Here is a 19,909-nt window from a genome sequence, read left to right as displayed (position 1 = left end):
AATAGTGTTTATACGGAGCGACTCGCAAGAGCCGGAACGGAACGGCAGGCAGTACTCAGTTGATCAGATATCCGAAGGAATTTCCGGGCGCGTTTCCATAGCTTCTCGAACCAGCGCTTCGATTCCCGCCCGGCGCGCGCCCTCATGCGCCATGCGCGGCATCCGCACGCGATCATTGGAGCCCGCGGCAATCGCCTCCACTAGCTTGATGTTCTGGACGAGATACGTGCTGACATCGAGATCGAGCAGCGGACGGAACCATCGGTAGATGGCCAGCGCCTCGTCATAGCGGCCCGTTTTGATCAGGCGATAGATTGCTACCGTTTCGACGGGGAACGCACAGCACAGCCCCGCTACCCAACCCTGCGCACCGACCGCGAGGGCTTCGAACGCAAGGTTGTCTACGCCCGTCAATACGTCGAAGCGGTCGCCGAACGTGTTGATGATTTCCGTGGTCCGGCGGATGTCGTCGGAGGACTCCTTGATAGCGACAAAATGCTGATCGGATGCAAGCGCATCGAGGATGGACGAGGTCACGTCCACCCTGTACGCAATCCGGTTCGAATAAAGCATGACGGGTAGTTCGCCGGCCGCGGCCACCGCCTTCAGCGTCGCCACTGTCTCGCGTTCGTCCGTGTGATACACCATGCTAGGCACCAGCATCAGGCCCGCTGCGCCGGCTTTGCGGGCTTTCTGGGCCAGTGCACATGCTTCCCGGGTCGACGCCTCCGCCACGGTCATCAAGACGGGCTTGCCGCCAGCCACCGAGAGTGCAGTTTCAAGCACCTCGATGCGTTCCTCATGGGACAACATGGGTCCTTCGCCCAACGATCCACAAACGATCAGACCATCGCAGCCTGCATCCAACTGGATAGAAAATCCCAGCGCCATTTCATTGCGATCCAGATTGCCGTCCAGCCTGAATTTCGTCGTTACTGCGGGATATACGCCATGCCACATGAAAAGTACTCCTTGTTATTTAACCGCCGGCTAACCTGTCAATTCGTGCGCGTTGCTACTGACTACAGCCTTGATTTGATCAGTTTGTCGTCGACTGCTTCCAGCCAGGTATCGGACAAGGTAAAACCGGTCTGGAAACGGTCCGACGGATCAATACCCACCTGGGACATGGCGCTGATCCAGGCTTGTCCCGAGACGATCGGCACGACCGCCGGGTACGAACCCAGTTGCGTGACCGACTCGATACGGCTTTCGAACACCGAACCGATGATCGACTCGTGGACAAACTTCTCGCCTACACCAATCTGGCCTTTGGCATGCATGACGGCCAGGCGCGCAGAGGTGCCAGTGCCGCAAGGTGACCGGTCGCAACGGCCGGGCGAAACAATCACCGTATTGCGCGACATCAGCACCCCGTTCTCGCGCCGAAGCGGCAGGACGAATTCCGTTTGCGTAATGCCTTTGATAAGCGGATTCAGCGGATGCGGCGACGACAATTGTTCCGCCGCGGCGGCTTTAATGGTCTGGCCGAGCTCGCACAAATCACGGGCCTCATCGGGTGTAATACTGAAACCCAGGTTTTGCGCGTCGACCAGCACGTAGGTCATGCCGCCATACCCCACGTCGACGACAATGCTGCCCAGACCCTCGATTTCAACGACCTTGTCCAGGTGATTCGCGAACGCCGGCTGGTTCGTGAATTCAACCTTGGTGACCTTGCCCCGTGAGCATTCGCAACGAACCTTGATCAGCCCCGCGGGCGCTTCGAGCAGGAGTTCGGTGACTGGTTCGGTCATGGGCAGGATGCCGGTTTCTAGCAAGACCGTGGCGACACACATGGTGTTCGAGCCGGACATGGCGGGATATTCCGTCGACTCGGCGATCACATAGCCCATCTGGGCACGCGGATCGGTTGGCGGCAGGATGAAGTTGACGCTCTGGTTCGCGGAACCACGCGGCTCGAACAAACAGAGCTTTCGCAACTCGTCCCGGCTCTCCTCCAAATACATCATTTTTTCGAACATCGTGGAGCCGGGGATATCGAAGACGCCCCCGGTCACCACATTGCCGACTTCCCCCTCGGCATGACAACTCACCACATTAAGCACCTTGCTCCAACGCATGAAGATCCTCTCGAATTGGCCGTTCCGCGCCTGGAAATTGTCCGCAGGCGCGCCTCTAATTCACCCCGAATAGCTGGAGAATGTATCCAATATGCTGTTTACAAAACATAGTGTCAAGATGATTTGGATCGTTGATGAATGCCCGATGAGGACACGCGGAAGTTAGAGTTTCTGGACAAAAACCGGTCAGATCCGCGGCCACGCGTGGTTCCGCGGTCGCTTCGGTAGAAAGCGGCAGGTGGATACACTATCCAGTTGTGGCATCATGGTTAAGACGAATTTTTTCTGGAACCGCCTCTATGCAGCGCCCAACTTCCATTCTGTCGTCCGCTGACGAGATTCTTCTCGAGGAAGCGCAACCCCAGTTTGTCGCCCCGCGCTCACCCAAAATTACGCGCGCGACCACGGTCGATCTCGTGCTCGAAGCAATTCGCGGAAAAATCCTGCGCGGCGAGATCGGCTCGGGGGAGGCATTGAGGCAGGAAGCGCTCGCCGATGAACTCGGCGTCAGCCGGGTGCCTGTACGCGAAGCCATCACGCGCCTGCACGGCGAAGGTTTGGTAACACTGGTCCCGCACAGAGGTGCGTTCGTGTGCGGCATCTCCGCCGACGAGGTGAGGGAAAGCTTCGAGATACGCTTGCGGCTGGAACCCTGGATCTTTGGCGCCGCCATGGCGTCCACCAGCGACGAAGTCCTGGACAAGGCACTTGAAGTAGTCGACGAAATGGACAACGCGACTGAAAGCACTTGGGGCCAGTTGAACTGGCGCTTTCACGAGACGCTCTATGCGCCGTCGGGGCTACATCTCGTCATCGAGACGCTCAAGCGTCTCAACGACCGGAACGAGCGTTATTTTCGTTTTCAGGTGGTCAATGTCCCGATCCGGGAAAACACGCGCCGGGAACATATTGAAATGATCGAGGCAAGCCGCGCGCGCGATGTCCGTCTCGGGACGCGTATCCTTCGAGACCATTTGAAGAAGGCAATGAACCAGATCGTGTCGGTGGCTGAAGCGCTGTTACGGCGGGAGGCGTCTCGCACGACGAAAGGCTGACCAGTCCTACGATCGAGGACCGCCGGACCGTATATAGTAAAACGCGCTGGCGATCAACGCGTCAATAACTGGCGAATCCCCAACGCCACGATCAAACCGCCGCATACGCGATCAATCCAGGCCCGGTACCCTCGATAGCCCGCCGCAATCCCGCCGTGCGACAACACGAGTGCAACGAACCCGTACCACGTGGTCGCGACGACAGCGACCATGGCGAGCATGGCCGCGAACGTAACCGGTGACATATGCGCCGGTGTGGCCGAAGCGAAAATAGCAGCAAAAAACGCCACCGACTTCGGGTTCGTGATGTTCGTCGCAAAGCCTTGCACGAATGCCTTGCGCAATCCACCGGTCACGCCTGCCTGCGCCATGCCCGATTCGCTGGCTCGCGCCTTCACGATCAGGCGGCAGCCGAACCACATGAGATAGGCCGCGCCGGCAATCTTCACGACTAGCGCCATCCACGGGAACGCGGCGAACACGATGCCCACGCCAAGGATGGCGCAGGTCGCCCAGAACAAGCTGACCAGGACAATGCCCGCAACGACCGCCAGGGCCTCGGTGCGTGTCGACGAGACCGCCTTGTGCGCTACTGCGACGAAGTTCGGCCCGGGAATAACCACGCCGGCAACGTAGACCGAAAAAACAGCTAAAACCGCGGATGAATCGATCACGCGCCGCCCCTCCTTTATAGATCGACGCGCGGAAGTCGCGGTCGTTTTACGCATTATCGCTGACACCTGTTCTGGCGATTGTTAACCCTACGTCCTGAATGGTCGCCTGGTTTGCGGCGCGGCTTGCTCGAACCCGACTCTGCTAATCAAGGCGCATCGCGCACTCCGAGTGGGCATCGATGCCCGTCAATGCACCATTTCTCCACCTTCGACGCCGAGCCGGTCACACCCGGATTTTGTCCGTTAGCGACCGTTTATACCGATCCGGACATCAGACCGGGGCAATCGAGACAGAGCACGTTTCGCTAAAGCCGCCTGGCAAAACCGGGCCTGGTACTCGCTCTTTACAAGGCCAACATCCTTCAGGCCTTCGTCGAGATCAACCATGCACCAACCCCGCCGCAAGATTCCCGTGACCGTGATTTCCGGCTTTCTAGGCGCTGGCAAGACCACGCTGGTCAATCACCTGATGCAGCACAACACGGCCGGGCGTATCGGCGTTGTTGTGAACGAGTTCGGCGAAGTCGGCATCGACGGTCAGTTGATTGTCGCCGAGGAAGAAGCGCTGATCGAAATCAACAATGGCTGTGTGTGCTGCACGGTGCGCGCGGATCTGGTCGCGAGCGTCAAGGAATTATTGATGCGGACTCAATCGAACACGCGCGCAAAACTCGATCGCCTGATCGTGGAAACTTCGGGACTCGCCGATCCGGCGCCGGTATTGCAAACGTTCCTCGCCGATCCCGATCTGCGTGAAGCCGTCGAACTTGAGTCAGTTGTCACCGTAGTCGATGCACATCATTTCGCTCAGCAACTCCAGGATGAAATCGTGCGCGAGCAGGTCGCTTTCGCCGACATCGTCGTCATCAACAAGGTGGATCTCGTCGATGGCCACGCGCTGGACCAGCTCGAGCAGCAGGTACGTGCACTGAACCCGACGGCTGCCATTACCACGGCCAGCCATTCGCGTGTCGCAGCCGATTCGCTGCTTGGTGTACGGCGTTTTTCGTTGCCCGCGCTACTTGAGGTCGAGCCCGATCTGCTCGATGAAAACGCCCACGATCACGAACACGATTCGTCAATTCAATCGTGCGCCTTAGTCGAAAGCGGCGCCCTCGATCCCGACCGGTTCAATCGCTGGATCAACCAGCTCGTGCAGCAACGTGGCCCGCAGCTCATGCGGATGAAAGGCGTGCTGCACTTCAAGTCCGAGCCGCGGCAGTTCCATTTTCACAGTGTCCACATGCTGCTCGAAGCGCGCCCGGGACGGGTGTGGCGCACGGATGAAACGCGTGACAGCAAGTTCGTTTTTATCGGTCGCGACCTTGACATGCCGCGCCTGCGCGAAGCGTTCCTCGATTGCCTTCACCAGCCCTGAATTCCCACCCTCAAGGAGCCTGCAATGAAAAAGTCTGAAGCCTTTACGGTCAGCATCGGTGTATTGGCCGTCGTCGATACCTACATCACCGCCACCCTATTTCCCGTCCCCGTCTGGGTGACATTCATCGCGTGGGCATCGTTTTTTGTGGTCGGCGGCGGCTCGGCCGGGTTCGTGCAAAGCGTCGCGTCGAACCTCACGGGTCTTGTCATTGCGTCGCTGTCGCTGCTTGCCATCGCAAGTTCGTCGGAGACACCGGCCATCGCCGCGATTTGCGTGGGTATCGGCAGCGCGGCAATGGTGCAGGCGTCGAAGCTCAAATTGCTGAACGTACTGCCTGCGGTCGTGTGGGGTTTTGCGTCGACAGTCGGGACCACGGTCGCGACCGGCCACGCCATCACGACGGTCGGGATTCACAACCCCGCACTCGTTGCAGCGGCGGCGCTGATCACGGGAGCGCTGTTCGGCATCGTGTCCGAAGTACTCGGCGACGCACTGACCCGCAAGCCCGAACCGCAGCTCAACTGAACTTCAACTCATTTTATTTCGTCCGGGAACATCGAATGAAACTACAGCACAGCTTAGGCGGACTGGAAAACCTCGGTCCAGTGAATGTGGACACGCAAGTGTTCGTGGAGCCGTGGGAGAAACGCATCTTCGGCATCCATACGGTGATGATGGCCGAGAGCACGCATCTGGCCGACGCATTGCCGCGTTATCCAGTGGCCGACCTGCCCACCACATTCAGGAATACGTGGACCTGGGCGTCGTTGCGCACCGGTGCCGAAGGCATGCAGCCGTTCGAGTATTTCAAGTACCGCTATTACGAGAAATGGTTGATGGGCATCTCGCAGTTTTTTATCGACGAAGGTTATGTGTCGGCTGAGGAACTCGAGGAAAAGACCCGCCATTACCGTGGTGATCCGCAGGCGGCGCTTCCCGACAAGCCTAATCCGGCGATTGCCGCGCAGATCAGCGCTTACCTGGTCAAGGGCGATTCCGGCTTTCACGCATTCGCACAGGAGCCGCGTTTTTCCAAGGGCGCGCAGGTACGCGTGGGTGACCCCGATGCCGTCGACCACACGCGATTGCCTGGGTATCTGCGCAACAAACCCGGCACGGTGGACCTCGTTTATCCCGGCGCGTTTTCGTATTTCGTGTCGACAGGACCCGATGGCATTGGCCATGCCATGCCCGTGTATCGCGTGGCGTTCAATGCTGCCGACATCTGGGGCAAGGAGAAGAGCGAGCCCAATACGACCATCTATGCCGATCTCTTCGATGCCTATCTGCTTGCACCCAACTGATCCATGCCAGGAACCACGACCATGAGCGAACTATTCAAATACGACGACGAGCGGGAAGCGGCCAGCGCCGCGAAAGTACGCGCGCTGGAAGCGCTGCTGATCGAGAAGGGTGTGCTCGGCAGCGACTCGGTCGATACCGTGCTCGGCCATTTCGAAACCGTGGCGGGGCCATTCAATGGCGCGCGTATCGTCGCGCGCGCGTGGGTCGATCCCGAGTTCAAGCAGTTTCTGATCGAAGACACGCCCAAAGCTATCGCGACAATGGACTTGCCGCAGGGCATGGATGGCGCGGAGGGCGAGCACATGGCCGCGGTCGCAAACGGCGACGGCGTGCATAACCTGATCATCTGCACGCTGTGCTCGTGTTATCCGTGGCCGGTACTCGGTCTGCCGCCGTACTGGTACAAAGACCCCGTGTTCCGCGCGCGCGGCGTGCGTGAACCGCGTGCGGTGCTGCGCGAATTCGGCGTGCCTGTTGCGGCCGATACCGAGGTCAAGGTGTGGGACAGCAGCGCGCAGATTCGCTGGTTCGTCGTGCCGGAACGTCCGGCCGGAACGGACGGCATGAGCGAAACAGCGCTGGCCGCACTCGTCACCCCCGAGGCAATGATGGGCGTTGCGCTGGTCCCCTCGCCATCGTCGACATCACTCGCCGCGGGCTGACCATGTTCACTCGTTTCGAGGAGTACGCCGCATCCAGCATGCTCGGCCAACCTGACTCGCCGCCGCGCCTGCAAGGCAAATTTCTATTCGACAAACCGTGGGAACGCGAAGTCTTTGGCGTTGCGCTGTCGTTGTCGAAGGCCGGTTATTTCGAGTGGGAAGCGTTCCGGCAGAACCTGATCGAATCGATTGCCGAATGGGAGGACGGTTATTGCGCGGGACAACCGCGCTGGAACTATTACGAACGCTTTTTCCTGGCGCTCAAGAAAACCCTGGTTGAGGCTGGCTTACTGTCGGCGGCGGAAATAGCGGCTATCGATGGGGCATTCGTCACCGCTAACGCTTAAGCCGGGCCGTATTTTTCTCAAAGTTCATATGTCTGGGCTAGCGCCCTTTGGAGATCCTCATGATGACCGACGCTGTTCTCGATTCAACCGTCATGCCATTACCGCTTCCCGTTCGCGAGCTCATGCCGTGGGCGATTTTCGGTGGCTTGCTGATGCTGCTCGCGATCTATTTCGTGGGTGCCGAAGAAGGCGCGACATCGCTGATTCCCGGCATGTATGTACATGAATTCGTACACGACGGCCGGCATCTGCTCGGCTTCCCTTGCCACTGATCCGGAGAATCCCATGGTCGGCAAATTATTGGTGCGCGGCATGCTCGCGGGAATCGCAGCCGGGCTGCTTAGCTTCGGTTTCGCGAAAATAGTCGGCGAGCCTCAAGTCGACCAAGCGATCTCGTTCGAGGCAAAAGCGAATGCGGTAAAAGGCGAGGCGCCCAAGCCGGAACTCGTCAGCCGTCACACGCAGGCGGGCCTCGGCTTGCTAACGGGTGTCATGGCTTACAGCGCGGCCATCGGTGGGCTATTCGCGTTGACCTTCGCGGCTACGGTCGGCCGGGTCGGCAAGGTCAGCGCGAATGTCTTGTCGGTCTGGCTTGCCATCGCGGGATTTGTCGCTTTAGTGATCGTGCCCAACCTTAAGTATCCAGCGAATCCACCGTCGGTCGGAGACCCTGAGACCATCGGTTACCGCACCGGCCTGTTCTTTTTGATGATCGTGATCTCGCTAGTCGCCACGGTGTTTTCGCTGAAGGTTCGCCGGGCCGCCGTTGCGCGGGTCGGATCATGGAATGCGTCAATTATCGGCGGTGCGGTATTTGTCGCAATCATTGCTGCCGTGCAGATCGGCATGCCGGCGATCAACGAGGTGCCAGCCGCATTTCCCGCCGTGCTGCTTTGGAAGTTCCGCATTGCGGCTATCGGCATGCAGGCGATCATGTGGACCACGCTCGGCCTACTATTCGGCAACCTGGCGGAACGTAGCCTGCGTGCCGGCTCACGAATGGCGAATGTGTCGTCCTTTCATAAGGCGGTCTAAGCACCCTGTTAAAAACGACGCGTGGTACGGCGCATTCCAAGTGCGCCGCCTCCCTCATCCATCAAATAGCGCCACGTCCCGCTGGTCATTGAAATTCTGCCACCTTAGAATAATCGCTCTTGGCGCCGGCCCTGGGCCGACCTATCTTTCCGCGTAGTTCCATCGTGCGAACGGAGGCCGCTGCAGCGTCAAGCTCTGCCTGCCCGAAGCCGAATTCATCGGATCCGCATATGCGCAAGGTCACCGTCGCGATGGTGTTGTTTCCCGGCTTCCAGTTGCTCGATATCGCCGGGCCGAAGGATGCGTTCGCCGAGGTCCGCATCCTCAGCCAGGGGCAGTGTGAATACGAAATGCTGACCGTCGGCACGACTCGCGGGTCCGTGTTGTCGTCCAGCGGTTTGACGGTCGTGCCGGACAGAACAATCTTCGATCCGTGCCCGGAATTCGATACGGTGATCATCCCGGGCGGTCTCGGGATTTTCGAAGTCCTGGAGGACTCCACCCTCAGCGAATGGCTGGTGAAGCAACGTCGCATCAGCCGTCGTGTTGCCGCCATCTGCAACGGTGTGTTCGCCTTTGGCACGGCCGGCATGATCGATCACAAGACCGTGACCACGCACTGGATGGATGCGGCAAGACTCGCCGCCATGTTTCCAAAAGCGAAGGTCGAACCGGATCAGATCTATGTCAAGGACGGCGGTCTTTATACGACCGCCGGCGTGACGGCCGGCATCGACCTCGCTCTTGTGATGATCGAGGAAGACTTCGGCAAGAAGATGGCGCTGGACGTGGCGAAGTATCTGATCGTGTATGTCCGGCGAGCGGGTGGGCAATCGCAATTCAGTCCGCTTCTGGAAACGCAGGCTGCCGCCGACTCGCAGATCCAGCCAGTTCAGCAATACCTGCTCGATAACCTGCATCTGCCTCATACCATGGCATCGCTTGCTCAGCGGCTGAACATGAGCGCGCGCAACCTGTCCCGTGTCTTTAGCAAGGAGTGCGGTGTCAGTCTGATCGCCTTTCTGAATGACGCGCGCATTGACGCCGCCCGGCGATATCTGGAAAGCACCGACCATGCCGTTTCGACCATTGCGCGTCGATGCGGATTTGAAAGTGCCGACACGCTCAGGCGGACCTTTAGCAGGCGCCTTCATATCAGCCCGATGGAATACCGGCAGCGGTTCCGTTCGAACGACATGTCCAATCCGGGAACCGCGCTTAAGCGAACCAAGGCCACGGAAAAAGTTTGATTCTACGGATTCACGCAAACATCCGTTCGTTCACTGAAGCAGGCGACGACCCCGCCTCGACCGTGAACACCGACACCGTCCCGCTCAATCGGATCGCCTGCTCATCGAGCGACTGCGCCGCGGCAGCCGCCTCTTCAACAAGCGCCGCGTTCTGTTGCGTGACTTCATCGATCTGGCCGATAGCCTGATTCACCTGCTCGATTCCATGCCCTTATTCATCGGATGCCGCAGCGATCTCGCCGACAATCTCCGCGACCCGCTTGATCGCGCGCTGCACCTCCGCGGTCGTACGCCCGACCTCCTCGGCCTGGCGTGAACCCGATTGAATCGTCGCCACCGAGCGCTCGATCAAATCCTTGATCTCCTTCGCCGCCACCGACGAGCGCTGCGCCAGGCTGCGCACTTCCGATGCCACCACGGCAAAACCGCGTCCTTGCTCGCCGGCTCGCGCTGCCTCGACGGCCGCGTTCAGCGCAAGAATATTGGTCTGGAACGCGATGCCTTCTATCAGCGTGGTGATCTCGGCGATCCTCGCGGAACTCGACGCGATCTCGCTCATCGTGCCGACCATCCGCTCGACGGCCAGGTTGCCTTCGTCCGAGATATGGGTTGTGCTCACCGCCAGCGCGCTCGCTTGCTTGGCGTTGTCCGCGTTTCCTTGAACCGTTGCCGTCAACTCGCCCAAGCTTGCCGCCGTTTCCTGTAAGGAGACGGCTTGCTGCTCGGTGCGCGCGGACAGATCGATGTTGCCGGCCGCGATCTGCTTCGATGCAACGCCAACCGCATCGCTCGATACCCTGACCTCCGCCACGACCCCTGCCATGCGCTTGAGCAAGCTGTTCAGCGCAACGGCGGTGTGGCCGATCTCATCCATGCGCTCAACACGCGTCTGCTGCGACAAATCCAGTGACGTGCTGATTCTCTGCAGCGTCTCCTGCAGGCGGCCAAGCCCACGACTGATCAACCGGTAAAGCTGGCTCCCGAATACACCCGTCAACAACAACGCGCCCACCACGATCACCAGCATCAGACCAAAGGCCGTCTTATAAGCCGAGGCGTTTTCGTTACGCACTGCCTCGCCGCGTTCGATGTTGTAGTTGAGATGGCCATGCAGGCCACTGTTCAGCGCGACCGCCGCCGTATGCACCGCGCCGCCGTCGTGCAGCATGGCGAGCGCGCCGTCCTTGTCGCCTGCCCGGATCTTTTCGAAAAAACTCGTGCGCGCGGCGCGATACGCAGCAATGTGCGCCCGATCGGCATCCAGCATCTTTTGATCGGTCGGATCGGACACACCGCGCGATTGATAGTCGGCGACGTGGGTATCGAAGCGTTTATCCGCATCGCCGATTTCCTTTTCGATCGCGCTGCGGCTCGCGTCGTCGATTCCATCCACCACATGGCGGTACACGTTCAGCCGCATGTCGGCGACATCGTCGAGCGTCATGGAGATCGATTTCAGGCCGGGGATCGTGTGGGTCTCAAGGCCCTCGATGCGCTGAAAAGACCCGTTAAGCTGAAAGAGTCCATAGCCCCCCACAAAAGCCAGCGCCAGTAACGCCATCCCGAGCGTCATCAGCAGTCGTCGAACGATAGTCATAGGGTTGTTCTCGTGTTGATCTTCGGCAACTGCTCTGTGGAAGATTGCCGATGGGTTATGGCCGGGCAAACGTGCGACATGTCATCGAAGAACCGGCTTGTCGACGGGTTTACGGGCATTGCCCGGAAAACTTGAGAGCGCCGTGCAAGGCAGCGAAGCACGCGATGAAGCATCACTCGACCTGAACGTCTGCAACGCCGGGTTTATTCCATCCGCTGCGATCGATAACCAGAACTCGCTACCTCGCACTACGCGCGCTTCATGACAAGACTCCCTATCAGCCCTACTTCGAGCCTTACTTCGCCTCGCACAAAATTTCATTCAATTGCTCGCACGAGCCGAAATCCCCAGCGGCACAAGGCTCACGAGATTAGCTATCGGGACTTTCACCAACTCCCTTATTTTTTTGGCTTGGTAACCTGCTGCGGTTCTATTGCGGACACAATCCGCGGAATGCAAGCTGTCCGGCGCGAGGGGCCTCGCTCCGGACGAACCTGGGTACCGACCTATCCGGGATGTACTGACCACCTATGGAGTAAAAACAGTGAAAAAACTGCTCGCGGCTTTGACGATTTCTTTGCTCGCCGTCACATCGATCACCTCCGTCACCGCCAATGCGAAGGATTACTCGACCATCCGTTTCGGCGTCGACGCCAGCTACGCCCCGTTCGAATCGAAAGGTCCGGATGGCAAGCTGATCGGCTTCGACATCGATCTCGGCAATGAAATCTGCGCACGCCTGCATGCAAAGTGCGTTTGGGTGGAAAACGATTTCGACGGCATGATTCCGGCCTTGAAGGCGAAGAAGTTCGACGGCGTCCTGTCGTCGATGTCCATGACGCCGCAGCGCGCGGAACAGATTGCGTTTTCGAGCAAGCTGTTCAACACGCCTACGCGCCTGATCGCCAAGAAGGGCAGCGGCATCCTGCCGACGGCTGACGGCCTGAAGGGCAAGACGGTTGGAGTTGAACAAGGCACGATCCAGGAAACCTACGCCAAGACCTACTGGGCGTCGAAGGGTGTGACGGTCACGCCGTACCAGAACCAGGACGGCGTCTATGCCGACCTGACGGCTGGTCGCCTGGATGCAGCGTTGCAAGATGCTGTGCAGGCTGACGTTGGCTTCCTCAAGACGCCGCGCGGTGCGGGTTACGAGTTTGTGGGCAAGGACCTGGTCGACGAGAAGATCCTCGGCAACGGCGCTGGTATTGGCCTGCGCAAGGAAGACACCGACCTGAAGGCACAGATCGACAAGGCGATTGCCTCGATCATCAAGGACGGCACCTACAAGAAGCTCGAAAAGAAGTACTTCGACTTCGACGTGTATGGTGGCTAAGCAGCACCTGAGCCTAAGGCTGGAACGTGTTCCAGCCTTAGCTTGAAAAACGGGCTCCGCGACAAACGCGGAGCCCGTTTTGTTTTGGGGGTGCTTTGCGCCCGGTGCGGCAAAACAGCCGTTTTCAGCTAAGATCGACAGTCTGGGGCTGGCGGCGCCGCAGGTATCAAAAGTGCGTAGCAAACCTGGCGGCCGTCGCGAACGCTCCGCCCCGCTCTCCTGAACACGCCGAAACTTTTCCCAAGCGCGACGCCTTTCCGGCGCGCCGTGCACCGAAAATCATGCAAACCAAAACGCACACTCTGATTTCGCCGTCTATCGGCACTACGCGCAATATCCTGAGTTTTCACTATGGCCCCGGCGGCGGCGAAAAGATCTATATCCAGTCGTCGCTGCATGCCGACGAACTGCCGGGCATGCTGGTCGCGTGGCGGCTGCGTCGCCATCTCGCCGAGTTTGAAGCGGCAGGCAAGCTGCGCGGCGAAGTGGTGATCGTGCCCGTATCGAACCCGATCGGGCTCAACCAGAACATGCACGGCACGCTGCTTGGGCGCTTCGAACTGAACAGCGGCCACAACTTCAACCGCAATTTCCACGATCTCGCCGCGCTGGTCGCGCCGCGCATAGAAGGCCGGCTGTCCGGAGATAGCGACGCGAACAAGCTCGCTGTGCGCAACGCAATGCGTGAGGCGCTGGACGAGCAAAAGCCGCAAACCGAGCTTGAGTCGCAGCGGCTTGCATTGCAGAAGCTCTCTTACGATGCTGATGTCGTGCTCGACCTGCATTGCGATCTCGACGCGGCGCTGCACCTTTACACCAACCCGGACATCTGGGACGAAGTGGAGCCGCTTGCGCGCTATCTGGATTCGAAGGCGTCGCTGCTTGCGCTGAATTCGGTGGGTAATCCCTTCGACGAGATCCACAGCTTCTGCTGGTCCGATCTGCGGGCGAAGTTTGGCGATCGTTTTCCCGTGCCGAACGGCGGCATTTCGGTGACGGTGGAATTGCGTAGCCAGCACGAGGTATCGTATGAATTCGCTGATACCGACGCCCAGGGGATCGTCAATTACCTGATCCATCGCGGGGTGATCGATGCGCCCGCGCCTGCCATGCCCGAGTTGTCTTATCCGGCGACGCCGCTTGCCGGCGCGGAGCCGATCGTTGCTCCCGTGAGCGGTGTGCTGGTGTTTCGCACGAAGGTAGGGGCGATGGTAAAAGCCGGCGACGCAATAGCCGATGTTGTGGATCCCCTGACCGATACCGTCACGCCGTTGCATTGCACGACGGCTGGGGTGCTGTACGCGCGGCAGATTGCGCGGTTTACTACGGCGGGGATGGAGGTGGCGAGGATTGCTAGCGCGACGGCTTATAGGACAGGGTCGTTGCTATCGGCGTAGGGCTTGTCGCTGGCGCTTGGGGTTTGGGCGTCGGCATCCCGCCCGGTGCGACTCCAAAAAGCAAGAGGGCCACCAACCCTCGGCAGCCCCCCAAAAAAGCCAAAAATTCTAAGTAAAAAACAGCAGCGGGTCCTGCGGCCACACCATCCATCGATGGCCCTCGGGACCGGCAGACCCGCTACTGCCCTAAGCAGCCTGTGCAATCAGGCTTTCTGTGCGCGGCTGTAGCATCGCCGCGTTTTCGAGTACCGTCGGTTCCGGCACTTCGTTAGTCATTGCCATACTCAACTCCACCAGCGCGGTCTCCTGGCTCGCCTGACGGGCGGCCGCCGCTTTCTTGGTCTTCCCCGCGCGTGACGGCGGCTGGCAGGCCCCGCACACCACGTTTTCTTGCAAATCATGTTTGTGCGCTATGAACTTTCCAGTGCAGCGGCAGCATTTCGTGAGCTGCAGCATGCCCGCATCGAAAAAGCGCACAAGGGTCCAGGCCCGCGTCAAATCAAGTACCGCCTCGACATCGCTATTCTTGCAATGCTCGAGATACAGCCGATACCCCTTCGTCAGGGCATCGAGATGCGAGCAACCCGCTTCTTTCTTCAAGAACACATACGTGTTGTAGAAGAGCGAAGCATGGATGTTCGCGAGCCACGTCATATACCAATCAGCCGAGAACGGCAGCATGCCCTTCGGCGGCGATACGCCCTTCACCTCGCGATACAACCGGATCATCCGGTCACGCGACAGTGTCAGTTCACTTTCGAGCACCTGCATCCGCGCCCCGAGTTCGATCAATGCGATCGCGCGGAAAACTTCCTGTGCATCTTCGGTGAGGCTCTTCTTAAGCATGGCGCGCTCTTGTGCTTAGAGGAACTGTTCCGCTGGCTGGCCAGCCAGCAAAATGGCTGCGTGTGTCGGCGCGATATCCGCATGTTTCGCGGGCGACGTCAGTGCTGCCAGCATGGTGTGATCGTTGAACCGGAAAAAGCACAGCAACTGGTCGGAAGCCGCCAGCTTGACGACCTGCGCGAGCGTCAGCCCGGACAGAAGGTCGGCGAGTTCCTTAGACAAACCCAGTCGAAACATCCCGATAGCACGGTCCTCTCGCAGCATGCGCTGCGCGAGCATGATGTACGACAAGTTGATTTCTCGAATCGAGTCCAGCGTTTCGCGACCGTTCATGATGTTCCTGCGTTCGATATAAACCCCGAGCACCACGCCGGCATTTTTACCGGCTATCTTTTTTTTGCCTAGCCAAACGTTTGTTCTGCCCGGCTACGTTTAAACTTTGTTTCAGTGAGTTACATCTTGTAACAACACTGTGAAACGGATTGTAAGTACGGCGCAGCGGGAAATCAAGAACATCTCAATAATAAATTTCCATAAAACAACAGAGAGAAACGGTAATTTTTTCCCGAAGTTGTAACAGGAAAGTCTTGCCGATTTTTGGCATTGTTTTTGGAGCGATGTGGAGAAGCCCGATCGGTAGAAGCTGCGCTTGACAGTTGATTTGCTAGGGGAAAAACGGATGGGACTGAAACTTAGTTGACACGCTCCGGCGAATTAACCGAATTGCGAAGATTGAGTAGTTGTAACAGCGCAGTAGTGAACTTATGGTATTGAAGCGATGGAAAACCCTCGGATAAAAACTGTCATTCCGCTTTCATTTTTATGCGGAAATTCGACCGACTGCGAGGACAGATAAAGTCCAACCGGAATATGTTGCATCCAGTTGTAACGGCCGTAACGAAACTATCGAAATCATCAGATCAATAGAATACGCAATTCATCCGTGCCACCGGTCTTCCCTGCGAGCGCGCCAAGGTGGAAGACCGGCGGCTGGATCACGGCGCTAGCTATCGTTGCGGCACGCCATCGCGCCATTCACTCCAGTGCGTTGCAATGTCCTGCACCAGCGGATTGCCCGCGCGATACAAATTCTCGATAGCCGGGACAAAGCCGCCCTGAGCCGCGTAGTTAAGCAGGTTATCGGAGGCGGATTGCCCGTCGTAGGGCCGATCGAAATCCGAACCTGCACGCACCGCGGCCACCCGGTTCAGATCCACCCGATGCGCACTCGCCGCGCGCTTCAATGCCTCATAGGTCGCGTTGTCCTCTTGCTGCGTCGTGCAATAGACACCCTTGCCGTCGGTCAGCAGCTTCGTCCAGGCACGCGCCCGCTCACCAATGTATTTCCCCGACCACCATGTATCGCCCGCCAGCGTGTCGCACTGGATCACTTTCGGCGCCTGGTTCGCCGGCGCATAGCTGAACTTGGCGCGCGCGGCCTGGGCTTCGGGGCTGTCGGAAAGCACCACGTTCTTTGACAACAAATAGGCCGCGTCGGCCAGATCCGGGTTCAACTGGAACACCTCGGTCTTGTAGTCGAGCGGCGGTTTATCGTTCGGGCTTTTCGTATTGATGCCGAGAAAACCGCTCGGCCAGCTATCGGGCTTTTCGCGGGCATCGAGTTCCCACTGGATGCCGAAGTCGACGAGATACTTCGCCCACGCTGCAGACCCGAGCGTGCCTTGCATCGGGTCGATGCCCGCGATGCCCGCGATCATGAAATAGGTGCGGCGCAAATCGAATTTATCGGAGAACGTGAGGGCCATCAGCGACGCTGCCGCGTTCGTGTGACCCATGCCGGTGGTCATCACGCAGATATCCTGCCGGTTGCAGTTCACGACCGGATAATCCGGCGAGAGTCCGGTCACGCGGATGGCCTTCCACGGCCCGAGCTTGTCGAGCCAGACCTGGCCTTCGGGGCCGAACATCGAGATGATCATGACCTTGACGGGCTGGCCTCTGCCATCGCCGCTGCGAAAGCCGTCGGCGTCCTGCGCAAACGTTGGCGCACAGGCGCTGAAAGCGAGCGTCGCCGTCGCGGCGGCCAAGCTCAATGCGGGGATTCGTGCGGGAATTTTGGCAGAAACGCGAGCGGAACGAAGGAACAGGTCGAGCGAGGAACGGACGATTGATTTCATCTTGGCGGCACCGTAAGTGGAAGGGGAACGCGAGGTGAAACACACGGCATGACGCACGACTCAACACACGATCCATCCCGCCGATACAAGCTGCCGGACGTTCGTGCGTAAGCGCATTATAAAGGGGCAAAAGACGTCTTTGTAAGGAACATAAAATGTTCCGGTAACCGCCATCAAGCACTACTCTTGCTGTCTTGCCAGTTACGTCCACTTGTCTGCAAGGCGCCCATGTCTGACACCGCCGCTTCACGAATGATCGATGCGTTTCACGCCAGCCGTGTTGAGGACCGGCAGCACGTCGAGATGTGGCTCGAGGCGACCGGCGACTGCGCCGTCGCGCTCGAGGCCTTGTGGTCCGAGGGTGAGCATCGTCGCGGACATGCGCGGGCAGCGATGGAACGGCTGGTCGCGCTGGCGGACCTGCACGGCGTCATGCTCTCGCTCGTGCCACGGCCGCTCACGCAAAAAGGGCAAGGCATGGCTGTGCCCTCCATCGAGGACACCGCACCCGATAGCGCAGCGCTCGAAGCGTTTTACGTGCGGCTGGGTTTCGCGCGCTCGGGCGGCAAGTTCGAAGGCTCGCCGGTGATGGTGCGCTCGCCGCGTTGATCCGTCTTCAAAGCGACAGCCAACTCGCCCTCGCCACCCTTCACGATCAGGAAACTACGCTGCGGATTGGCGATCTCGATGCCGCGTTCAGTGAAGCGATCGACAACACGCCGGTTGAACTCGCGCTGAACGCCCCAGCGCGCGGTATCGCGGCACTGCATCTGACCGGCGAGCGTGACCGTCGAACCATCCACCGCGTCCACGCCCCACAGAGCGAAGTCGGAGAGAATGCCGTCCTTGAACGCATCGTCTTCACGCAGCGATGCCCCGATCTCCTTGAGCGTATCCGCCGCCAGATTCACGTCCTGCCCAAGCGCGATGCTCACGCGCACCGCCGCATTGCCAAGGCCGCGATTCGTGTTATTCACCGTCGATACCGAACTGAACGGCACCGTGAACAACGAACCGTCGCTGCCTCGCAAACGCACCGTACGGATCGACAGATACTCCACCGTTCCCGAGACCCCCGCGAGCGTGACGGTGTCGCCGACTTGCATCGCGTTCTCCATCAGCAGGAAGATGCCGGTGATCAGGTCCTGCACGAGCTTTTGGGAACCGAAACCCAGCGCCACGCCGAAGATGCTCGCGCTCGCCAGCAGCGGCGCGGTGTTCACGCCAATCTCGCTCAACCCCGTCAACACGACGACCATCGCGATCACGATAAAGAGCGCGCTGCGCATCATCGGCAGCAGGGTTCGAAGGCGCGCGGCGCGCAAGAGGTCGCCGCTCGACGTCCACCTTTCCAGCCGCTGCTCGACCATCACGTTTGCGCCTTCCCACACGATCACGGCGAACGCGGCGGCGACCCCGATGGTAACGAGCGCGGACGCAAGCCGATGCCCAACGCCGCCCGACGAGAACAGCGTGAAGACGTGAAGCCCCCAGAGCTGCAACAGCGTGAGCAACGTGACCACGATGATCACCGTCCGTATCACACGCCGCAGCAGCGGGTAATAGCGGTAGGCATGCCGATGCACGATCGACTTGTCCGACAGATCGTCCTCTCCGCCCGCCGTATGAAAGATCCGGCCGAGCGCACCGAATGCGACGATAGCCACCACGCGCGCGGCCACCAGCACGAGCACGGTGACGCCGAACAGATGGAACAGCGTGCGATAACCGTTGCGCACATCGAGCGCCCAGACGAACCACAGCGCCAGAATAAGAAACACCGACAGCCCGGCCCAGACATCGGCGATCCAGTTGCCCAGCAGCACGAACGAGCGGCGCCCCTGCATGCTCTCGCGAATCCAGGCCGCGACTGGCACGCGGCATTTGAGGATCACGATCGCGATCAGCACATGCACGACCAGCGCGATGGCCTTCAGGAGCGAATCGTGGGCGGTATCGGTCAGACCCAGTGGCGCCGCGGCTTCAGCAAGTGCCGCGCCCGCCCCCGCCACGCACACGATGCGTACCAGCCAGTCGTGCGCAAAGCGAGCGGCATCGTCGTGCATCTGGAGCAGGCGCAGCCCCGGCGCGCGGGGTGCGAGAAAAAATCCGCTCGCGATCACAATGCCGCGGCACACCAGGTACACGTCGATCAGTGCGCCGACGGAACGGCCCTGTGGCGTGTTCTCGTCGATGAAAATGGACATCAGCACCGCGGTCACGATCATGAACACGACCAGCGGCAGCAAGGCGAACAAGCCGTGCAAAATGGCGCTCGGCAGCCGCTGCAACAAGGTCCAGTGACGCGCTGCATGGTGCACGCCACGCGCGGTTTCGGTCTTGCGTTCGGCGACCTCGATGACCGCCTCGTTGCCCGAACGCTCGGCCACGGCTTCGGCGTGCACCGCCGACTCTTCGTCCTTCGCGAGTTCGGGCTGTGTGGCGTCGACATCCACGATTCCACGCGCCGCGATCCGCGCGCGCGGCCGGCGCGCCCATCGCGACGTCAGGTATTCGAGCACCAGCGCGGGCAACAGCGAGATCGCAATCGACCAGATCATCTGGCCGATCAGCTCGCGACCGCTGGCGGTTGCGGTGCGCTGGCGCCACCACTGCACGACCGAGCCGTAATCGAGCAGCGCGGCGACGGAGCGGCGCAAGCCGCCGCTCATTTCCACAAGCCAGTAACTCGCCTCATGCGAGATCTGCGACGCGAGGCCGTTGCTCGTCAGCGACTTCGCCAGCACGCTCGCCGCACCCGATGCGCCGCTCGCAGCCGAGGCCGTCGATGCCGCGCTGCCC

Annotated in this window: 21 protein-coding genes; 12 read left to right on the top strand and 9 right to left on the bottom strand. The window is 59.7% G+C overall.

The features are described from left to right. Nucleotides 1-63: 63 nt before the first annotated feature. Nucleotides 64-960 carry a dihydrodipicolinate synthase family protein gene (locus EOS_RS06925; protein WP_047845868.1) on the bottom strand — a complete coding sequence of 299 codons (897 nt, stop codon included), beginning with the start codon at nt 958-960 and terminating at the stop codon, nt 64-66. Between the two features lie 62 nt (nt 961-1,022). After that, entirely contained in the window at nt 1,023-2,084 is a 1,062-nt protein-coding gene (locus EOS_RS06920; RefSeq protein WP_047845867.1) for a proline racemase family protein, read from the bottom strand. Between the two features lie 299 nt (nt 2,085-2,383). On the opposite strand from EOS_RS06920, the gene EOS_RS06915 reads away from it, so the two are divergent. Beyond that, nucleotides 2,384-3,139 carry a GntR family transcriptional regulator gene (locus tag EOS_RS06915; protein ID WP_082163246.1) on the top strand — a complete coding sequence of 252 codons (756 nt, stop codon included), beginning with the start codon at nt 2,384-2,386 and terminating at the stop codon, nt 3,137-3,139. A gap of 53 nt (nt 3,140-3,192) precedes the next feature. Here EOS_RS06915 and EOS_RS06910 read toward each other — a convergent pair whose 3' ends face one another. Beyond that, nucleotides 3,193-3,813 carry a LysE family translocator gene (locus tag EOS_RS06910; RefSeq protein WP_047845866.1) on the bottom strand — a complete coding sequence of 207 codons (621 nt, stop codon included), beginning with the start codon at nt 3,811-3,813 and terminating at the stop codon, nt 3,193-3,195. 385 nt (nt 3,814-4,198) lie between these two features. Here EOS_RS06910 and EOS_RS06905 point away from each other — a divergent pair, with 385 nt between their 5' ends. From EOS_RS06905 to EOS_RS06870, 8 genes are all read left to right on the top strand, one after another. Continuing rightward, nucleotides 4,199-5,191: a CobW family GTP-binding protein gene (locus tag EOS_RS06905; RefSeq protein WP_047845865.1), complete on the top strand. Its 993-nt coding sequence runs from the start codon at nt 4,199-4,201 to the stop codon at nt 5,189-5,191. Nucleotides 5,192-5,215: 24 nt separating this feature from the next. Beyond that, nucleotides 5,216-5,719, top strand: a complete 504-nt coding sequence (locus EOS_RS06900; protein ID WP_047845864.1) for a DUF1097 domain-containing protein — start codon at nt 5,216-5,218, stop codon at nt 5,717-5,719. Nucleotides 5,720-5,754: 35 nt separating this feature from the next. Beyond that, nucleotides 5,755-6,498 (top strand): nitrile hydratase subunit beta, encoded by a 744-nt coding sequence (nthB, locus tag EOS_RS06895; RefSeq protein WP_047845863.1) that lies wholly within the window; start codon nt 5,755-5,757, stop codon nt 6,496-6,498. Nucleotides 6,499-6,519: 21 nt separating this feature from the next. Further along, on the top strand, nt 6,520-7,161 hold the full coding sequence (gene nthA / locus EOS_RS06890; RefSeq protein WP_047845862.1) for a nitrile hydratase subunit alpha: 642 nt from the start codon (nt 6,520-6,522) through the stop codon (nt 7,159-7,161). A 2-nt stretch (nt 7,162-7,163) separates the two neighbouring features. Next, nucleotides 7,164-7,508 (top strand): nitrile hydratase accessory protein, encoded by a 345-nt coding sequence (locus tag EOS_RS06885; protein WP_047845861.1) that lies wholly within the window; start codon nt 7,164-7,166, stop codon nt 7,506-7,508. Nucleotides 7,509-7,570: 62 nt separating this feature from the next. Further along, complete coding sequence (locus EOS_RS06880) at nt 7,571-7,780, top strand: CbtB domain-containing protein (RefSeq protein WP_031357179.1); 210 nt, start codon at nt 7,571-7,573, stop codon at nt 7,778-7,780. A gap of 13 nt (nt 7,781-7,793) precedes the next feature. Next, on the top strand, nt 7,794-8,543 hold the full coding sequence (locus EOS_RS06875; RefSeq protein WP_047845860.1) for a CbtA family protein: 750 nt from the start codon (nt 7,794-7,796) through the stop codon (nt 8,541-8,543). A gap of 230 nt (nt 8,544-8,773) precedes the next feature. After that, the gene (locus tag EOS_RS06870; protein WP_047845859.1) at nt 8,774-9,793 is read left to right on the top strand and encodes a GlxA family transcriptional regulator; all 1,020 of its coding nucleotides are present in this window, start codon (nt 8,774-8,776) and stop codon (nt 9,791-9,793) included. A gap of 10 nt (nt 9,794-9,803) precedes the next feature. Here EOS_RS06870 and EOS_RS48935 read toward each other — a convergent pair whose 3' ends face one another. Together EOS_RS48935 and EOS_RS06865 are read right to left on the bottom strand one after the other, a co-directional pair. Then, a complete protein-coding gene (locus EOS_RS48935; protein WP_326972905.1) occupies nt 9,804-9,986 on the bottom strand; it encodes a hypothetical protein in 183 nt (60 codons plus the stop codon). 18 nt (nt 9,987-10,004) lie between these two features. Then, a complete protein-coding gene (locus tag EOS_RS06865; protein WP_152693089.1) occupies nt 10,005-11,390 on the bottom strand; it encodes a methyl-accepting chemotaxis protein in 1,386 nt (461 codons plus the stop codon). A 544-nt stretch (nt 11,391-11,934) separates the two neighbouring features. Here EOS_RS06865 and EOS_RS06860 point away from each other — a divergent pair. Together EOS_RS06860 and EOS_RS06855 are read left to right on the top strand one after the other, a co-directional pair. Then, nucleotides 11,935-12,726: an ABC transporter substrate-binding protein gene (locus EOS_RS06860; protein ID WP_047845858.1), complete on the top strand. Its 792-nt coding sequence runs from the start codon at nt 11,935-11,937 to the stop codon at nt 12,724-12,726. A 281-nt stretch (nt 12,727-13,007) separates the two neighbouring features. Next, nucleotides 13,008-14,123 carry a succinylglutamate desuccinylase/aspartoacylase family protein gene (locus EOS_RS06855; RefSeq protein ID WP_047845857.1) on the top strand — a complete coding sequence of 372 codons (1,116 nt, stop codon included), beginning with the start codon at nt 13,008-13,010 and terminating at the stop codon, nt 14,121-14,123. Between the two features lie 186 nt (nt 14,124-14,309). On the opposite strand, the gene flhC is transcribed toward EOS_RS06855, so the two are convergent. From flhC to EOS_RS06840, 3 genes are all read right to left on the bottom strand, one after another. Next, nucleotides 14,310-14,969, bottom strand: coding sequence for a flagellar transcriptional regulator FlhC (gene flhC, locus EOS_RS06850; protein ID WP_047845856.1), 660 nt, complete (start codon nt 14,967-14,969; stop codon nt 14,310-14,312). A gap of 15 nt (nt 14,970-14,984) precedes the next feature. Continuing rightward, the gene (flhD, locus tag EOS_RS06845) at nt 14,985-15,302 is read right to left on the bottom strand and encodes a flagellar transcriptional regulator FlhD (RefSeq protein ID WP_047845882.1); all 318 of its coding nucleotides are present in this window, start codon (nt 15,300-15,302) and stop codon (nt 14,985-14,987) included. A gap of 674 nt (nt 15,303-15,976) precedes the next feature. Continuing rightward, nucleotides 15,977-17,107: a purine-nucleoside phosphorylase gene (locus tag EOS_RS06840; protein WP_082163245.1), complete on the bottom strand. Its 1,131-nt coding sequence runs from the start codon at nt 17,105-17,107 to the stop codon at nt 15,977-15,979. A gap of 228 nt (nt 17,108-17,335) precedes the next feature. Here EOS_RS06840 and EOS_RS06835 point away from each other — a divergent pair, with 228 nt between their 5' ends. Continuing rightward, a complete protein-coding gene (locus tag EOS_RS06835; RefSeq protein WP_152693088.1) occupies nt 17,336-17,716 on the top strand; it encodes a hypothetical protein in 381 nt (126 codons plus the stop codon). Here the strand turns inward: EOS_RS06835 and EOS_RS06830 are convergent. Continuing rightward, nucleotides 17,641-19,909: mechanosensitive ion channel family protein (locus EOS_RS06830; protein ID WP_047845854.1), on the bottom strand; the 2,269-nt coding region annotated here is incomplete at its 5' end. The two genes, EOS_RS06835 and EOS_RS06830, sit on opposite strands and share 76 nt — an antisense overlap.

This window comes from Caballeronia mineralivorans PML1(12), from assembly GCF_001028175.1.
Classification (GTDB): Bacteria; Pseudomonadota; Gammaproteobacteria; order Burkholderiales; family Burkholderiaceae; genus Caballeronia; species Caballeronia mineralivorans.
The sequence above is the reverse complement of the archived record's forward strand: the minus strand, read 5'-3'. Positions and strand labels throughout refer to the sequence as shown.

What these genes read in the sequence shown, in the direction of transcription:
- EOS_RS06925 (WP_047845868.1), bottom strand. Translation starts at nt 960, where the DNA reads ATGTGGCATGGCGTATATCCCGCAGTAACGACGAAATTCAGGCTGGAC.
- EOS_RS06920 (WP_047845867.1), bottom strand. Translation starts at nt 2,084, where the DNA reads ATGCGTTGGAGCAAGGTGCTTAATGTGGTGAGTTGTCATGCCGAGGGG.
- EOS_RS06915 (WP_082163246.1), top strand. Translation starts at nt 2,384, where the DNA reads ATGCAGCGCCCAACTTCCATTCTGTCGTCCGCTGACGAGATTCTTCTC.
- EOS_RS06905 (WP_047845865.1), top strand. Translation starts at nt 4,199, where the DNA reads ATGCACCAACCCCGCCGCAAGATTCCCGTGACCGTGATTTCCGGCTTT.
- EOS_RS06900 (WP_047845864.1), top strand. Translation starts at nt 5,216, where the DNA reads ATGAAAAAGTCTGAAGCCTTTACGGTCAGCATCGGTGTATTGGCCGTC.
- nthB (WP_047845863.1), top strand. Translation starts at nt 5,755, where the DNA reads ATGAAACTACAGCACAGCTTAGGCGGACTGGAAAACCTCGGTCCAGTG.
- nthA (WP_047845862.1), top strand. Translation starts at nt 6,520, where the DNA reads ATGAGCGAACTATTCAAATACGACGACGAGCGGGAAGCGGCCAGCGCC.
- EOS_RS06885 (WP_047845861.1), top strand. Translation starts at nt 7,164, where the DNA reads ATGTTCACTCGTTTCGAGGAGTACGCCGCATCCAGCATGCTCGGCCAA.
- EOS_RS06880 (WP_031357179.1), top strand. Translation starts at nt 7,571, where the DNA reads ATGACCGACGCTGTTCTCGATTCAACCGTCATGCCATTACCGCTTCCC.
- EOS_RS06875 (WP_047845860.1), top strand. Translation starts at nt 7,794, where the DNA reads ATGGTCGGCAAATTATTGGTGCGCGGCATGCTCGCGGGAATCGCAGCC.
- EOS_RS06870 (WP_047845859.1), top strand. Translation starts at nt 8,774, where the DNA reads ATGCGCAAGGTCACCGTCGCGATGGTGTTGTTTCCCGGCTTCCAGTTG.
- EOS_RS06865 (WP_152693089.1), bottom strand. Translation starts at nt 11,390, where the DNA reads ATGACTATCGTTCGACGACTGCTGATGACGCTCGGGATGGCGTTACTG.
- EOS_RS06855 (WP_047845857.1), top strand. Translation starts at nt 13,008, where the DNA reads ATGCAAACCAAAACGCACACTCTGATTTCGCCGTCTATCGGCACTACG.
- flhC (WP_047845856.1), bottom strand. Translation starts at nt 14,969, where the DNA reads ATGCTTAAGAAGAGCCTCACCGAAGATGCACAGGAAGTTTTCCGCGCG.
- flhD (WP_047845882.1), bottom strand. Translation starts at nt 15,302, where the DNA reads ATGAACGGTCGCGAAACGCTGGACTCGATTCGAGAAATCAACTTGTCG.
- EOS_RS06840 (WP_082163245.1), bottom strand. Translation starts at nt 17,107, where the DNA reads ATGAAATCAATCGTCCGTTCCTCGCTCGACCTGTTCCTTCGTTCCGCT.
- EOS_RS06835 (WP_152693088.1), top strand. Translation starts at nt 17,336, where the DNA reads ATGTCTGACACCGCCGCTTCACGAATGATCGATGCGTTTCACGCCAGC.